This window comes from Bradyrhizobium sp. LeoA1Lang (assembly GCF_055413685.1).
Map to the genome: position 1 here is coordinate 1 of NZ_JBVAPG010000320.1, position 4056 is coordinate 4056.

Below are 4056 nucleotides of genomic sequence, written 5' to 3' on the forward strand. Positions count from 1 at the left end.
GGAGATACGGTCCCATTGCGTGTCGTTCAGAACGAGCCGATCCAGAACCCCCAAGGCTTCCTCCTAAAAGAAAGCCTTGAATCACGTTCCGTCTGATTTGAGAATCCCAAGAGTCCACACAGCCTAGTCCTCGTCGCGGGGTTTTGCGAGTTCCGCCTTGAGCGAGAACGTGTTCGAGACGGCAATGGTCTCGCCGGCAGCGATACCGGAGGCGATTTCGACGGACTGCCCGTCCTGCTCGCCAAGCACGACACTGCGCTTTTCGAACCCGTCCTTGTTGCGGACGAAGATCGCCTTTCCGCCATCGACGTTCTGGATCGCGGTTGCGGGCACGACGACGCCGACGTCACGCTCGCTCAGTGCGATCGCGGCCGTGACGAACGATCCCGGACGCCAATATCCATTCGTATTGTCCAGCGCCGCCACGACGCGGGCGGTCCGGGTTTCCTTGTCAAGCAATGGGCTGACGAACACGATCTTGCCCGTTGCCGTCTCCGGCAATCCGCGCGCCGAGACGCGCACCGACTGACCCTCCCTGACCTGCGGCAGGTCGGCCGAAGAGACAGACAGCTCGACCCAGACGCGGCTGAGATCGACAATGACAAACAACTCGGTCTCGAGATTGTCGCGCCCCACCGCCGCGCCAAGTTCGACCTTGCGCTCGGCAAGCCGCCCCGAAACCGGGGCGCGGACGTTCTGGCTGCGCAACGATGCGTCTGGGGATTGCGGCAGGCCGGCGATTTCGTCCGCCGCCACGCCCAATGCGAGCAACTTCTGGCGAGCGATGTTGAGGCGCATCTCGGTCTGCGCGGCGGCATTGCGCGACTTGATGTATTGCTGCTCCGGAACGGCTCGCCCTTCCCACAGCGCCTTGTCGCGTGAGGTGAGGTCCTGCTGCAACTCGTTGGCAAGACGGGCGGCGAGATACTCGCTCTTGGCGTCCGCCACTTCGCGGCTTTCAAGAACGGCAAGCACATCACCCTTGGTGACGTCATCACCGATATTTTTGCGCAGTTCGGCCACTGTCCCCGATAGCTTCACCGAGACATGGGACACGCGGCCCGCATCGGGAATCACCGTCCCCGGTACGGCCAGGCGTTTTGCGACCATCCCAGGACCGACCGTTGCCAAGTCGATGTGCGCCAGCTTGATCCGATCGTCGTCCATGGCAACGACGGGCGTTTTCGGCGCGGCCTGTCCAGACCTGCCATTCGCCTGCGTCGGGACAATGCCCGGCGCGATACCAACGGTGCGCTGCAGCCTGGTCGAAACGTCCGGCATCAGCGCCACGACGGCGGCGCCCGCCAGAAAGGCGACGACTGCAATGAAGGAGCGATTAGCCATCGAAGTCTCTGATCCGGCGCGAAGAAATCGGATGCATCGCGCTAAAGATATTTCGAGATGGCCTTGAACTCGGCCAACACGCCCTTGGTCGATTTCGCGGATCCATTCGCGGCGGCATCCAGGCAGTGATCGACATGATCATGGATCAGCGTCCGCTTGGCCTCGCCGATCGCCTTTTCGACGGCATGCAGTTGCTGGGCGAGGTCGAGGCAGGATCGGCCTTCGCCGAACATCTCGATTACCCGGTGCAGATGTCCTTCGGCGCGCCGCAGCCGCTTGACGATCTCGGGGTGGGTTTCGTGGACGTGCTCGTTTGCCATGTTCATACCCTATCCCCCTGGAGGGGATAACCGCAAGCTCCGAATCGCTTCAAGGCAGCAATCGACAGCTTGCAACGAGCGGATAAGGTCGCGTAAACTTATTCAGTGGGGAAAAGCAGACTCCCCGTCAGACTTTTCGGTCCAAGCTCTGCGCGACACGCGATTCGTCGTGGAGCTTGCGCATGAACACCGAACGAAACACCTCCTCTCTACATAACGCTGTCGCCATCCTTTCGCGCGGAGATGCTGCCGCACGTCGAAACGCGACCCCAGAGAATAGCCGCTTTGTCCGCGTCTTCGAGGCCCTAGCCTCAGTTGGCGTCGAGGCCCGCCCCGTCATCTACGACGAAATCTTCGCTGATGCGGTTCGCGACCAATTGCTTGCGGTCGATGGAGTCCTTGTCTGGGTCAATCCCATTCATGAAGGGAAGACGCGCGCGGCGCTCGATGAGTTGCTGCGGGAGGTTGCGGCAAGAGGCCCCTGGGTGAGCGCACATCCCGATGTCATCCTGAAGATGGGGGTCAAGGAGGTGCTTTACCGAACGCGCCATCTCGGTTGGGGCGGCGACACGCATCGTTACGACAGCGCCGCTGCTTTCCGCGCTGAATTCCCGTCGCGCCTGCGGGCTAACGGTCCACGCGTGCTCAAACAAAACCGAGGCAATGCAGGCCAAGGCGTTTGGAAGGTCGAGTCTCTGCCAGATACCGACGCCGCAGTGCGGGTGCTGCACGCCCAACGCGGTAGCCTGCCTGAGGACATACCGCTGGAGGCCTTCATCGTTCGCTGCGAGCCATATTTCGGGTGGGGAGGCTGCATCATCGATCAACCGTTCCAGCCGCGCCTGCCGGAAGGGATGATCCGCTGCTACATGAGCGGATCTAAAGTCGCCGGGTTTGGACATCAATTGATCAAGGCCTTGATACCGCCGCCGCCGGAAGGCCTGGATGCGCCGGAAGCGCAACCCGGGCCACGGATCATGCACGGGCCCGACGCCCCGTCGTTCCAGGCGCTGCGACGATTGATGGAAGACGAATGGACACCACAAATGCTGGAAACGCTCGGCATCGATGGACCCTCGCTCCCGGTCATCTGGGACGCGGATTTCCTCTATGGCCCGCGCGACAAGTCCGGCCGCGATACCTACGTCCTCTGCGAAATCAACGTGAGTTCATGCTTTGCCATTCCCGACGAGGCGCCAGCAGCGGTCGCGATCACCGTTAGAGATCATCTTATGCGAACTTAAGGAATAGGATGAAAGCGCCACTTCTGCTCTCGGACCCGTAGCGACACGGCATTGCCTTGAGTCCAGCGCCATGACCTCGATGAGCGCCCGATCGAATGGCCGCGTGCCATGGTCCCTCGCAAGCTCGGCGACGATCCTCCCTCGGAGCAACTTCGCCTGTTTCTCGTCGGGCCATGGGCAGTGGTGTACACCGCATCTTCGTCCTCCACGATTGTGAGGCCGGCAGCTTCCAGAAAAGCCGGCTATAAGTGGAACCTTTGTTGGCTGGCTCTATTTGCTCGGTGTCCAATGCTAGGAGGTCGACACCATGACCAAAGTTCTCTTAGCGACATTCGCTATTCTCGCATTCGCGGCCCCTTCATTCGCACAGCAGGACAGAACTACTGGTCAAGCGCCGCCATCCGGTGCGTCGTTCTACCTGACGCAAGATACCGCGACGATGAAATGTAAAGTTGTCAACGCCCAGCCTGCCCCTGGTGACAACATGAAGGTCATCGGTACGGCTCACCCGACGCAGGGAGAAGCGCAAGCGGCGCTGGCGGCTGAGAAAACTTGCGCCAGGTAATGGAGTGAAGGGCCGAGATGATCCCCGCGCCGCCTCACCGCGCGAGGACAGCGTTGTGCTGCGCTACAGGCGGTCTGTGATCCTAGCGACAACTGGATCTGCACTGGTTGTCCTCCGTGGCGCCAGAAACTCCTCTAGCGACGGGGGCACCCTGCCCCGATACGCACCGTTGGCGCGGTTCCTCTGCAAGCTCCTGTGATGCATCCCCCGACCAACCGGAAGCGGTGACCGCATCTTGGAAGCAGCTTTTGCCTCCCGAGAGACTTCCCATGCTGGGTATACCTTGCGGAAGTCCATTGCGCGCCGCGAACGTTGGCGAAGGTAAGGACAGCGAGCGAACGACCTATTCACCTACAAGACACCACCGAGAGCAAGCGCGAACTCGTCGGCGTCGTCAACGCGGCGGACATGGGCGAGGCTCTGCTGAAAGCCGTCAGCATACTGGCGCGACAGAAATGAACCTCCTCCGAATGAGTGGACACCTGTAGTAGGCTCATTGAGCCCGGAGGTGTTGAATGGAACGTCAACGTCGGTCATTTACCGAAGAATACAAGCGCCAGACCGTCGAGCTGGTGTTGTCGAG

General features: G+C 61.0%; 4 protein-coding genes. 2 read left to right on the forward strand and 2 right to left on the reverse strand.

Annotation, left to right across the window (positions count from 1 at the left end; all coding sequences use genetic code 11):
- Window positions 1-123: 123 nt before the first annotated feature.
- Window positions 124-1344, reverse strand: a complete 1221-nt coding sequence (locus ACZYOF_RS42640) for an efflux RND transporter periplasmic adaptor subunit (protein ID WP_463719482.1) — start codon at window positions 1342-1344, stop codon at window positions 124-126.
- 41 nt (window positions 1345-1385) lie between these two features.
- Window positions 1386-1664, reverse strand: coding sequence for a metal-sensing transcriptional repressor (locus ACZYOF_RS42645; RefSeq protein WP_028162923.1), 279 nt, complete (start codon window positions 1662-1664; stop codon window positions 1386-1388).
- A gap of 182 nt (window positions 1665-1846) precedes the next feature.
- On the opposite strand from ACZYOF_RS42645, the gene ACZYOF_RS42650 reads away from it, so the two are divergent.
- Together ACZYOF_RS42650 and ACZYOF_RS42655 are read left to right on the forward strand one after the other, a co-directional pair.
- Window positions 1847-2908, forward strand: a complete 1062-nt coding sequence (locus ACZYOF_RS42650; protein ID WP_463719483.1) for a Cj0069 family protein — start codon at window positions 1847-1849, stop codon at window positions 2906-2908.
- A 307-nt stretch (window positions 2909-3215) separates the two neighbouring features.
- A complete protein-coding gene (locus tag ACZYOF_RS42655) occupies window positions 3216-3473 on the forward strand; it encodes a hypothetical protein (protein ID WP_130576921.1) in 258 nt (85 codons plus the stop codon).
- The last annotated feature ends 583 nt before the right edge of the window (window positions 3474-4056 follow it).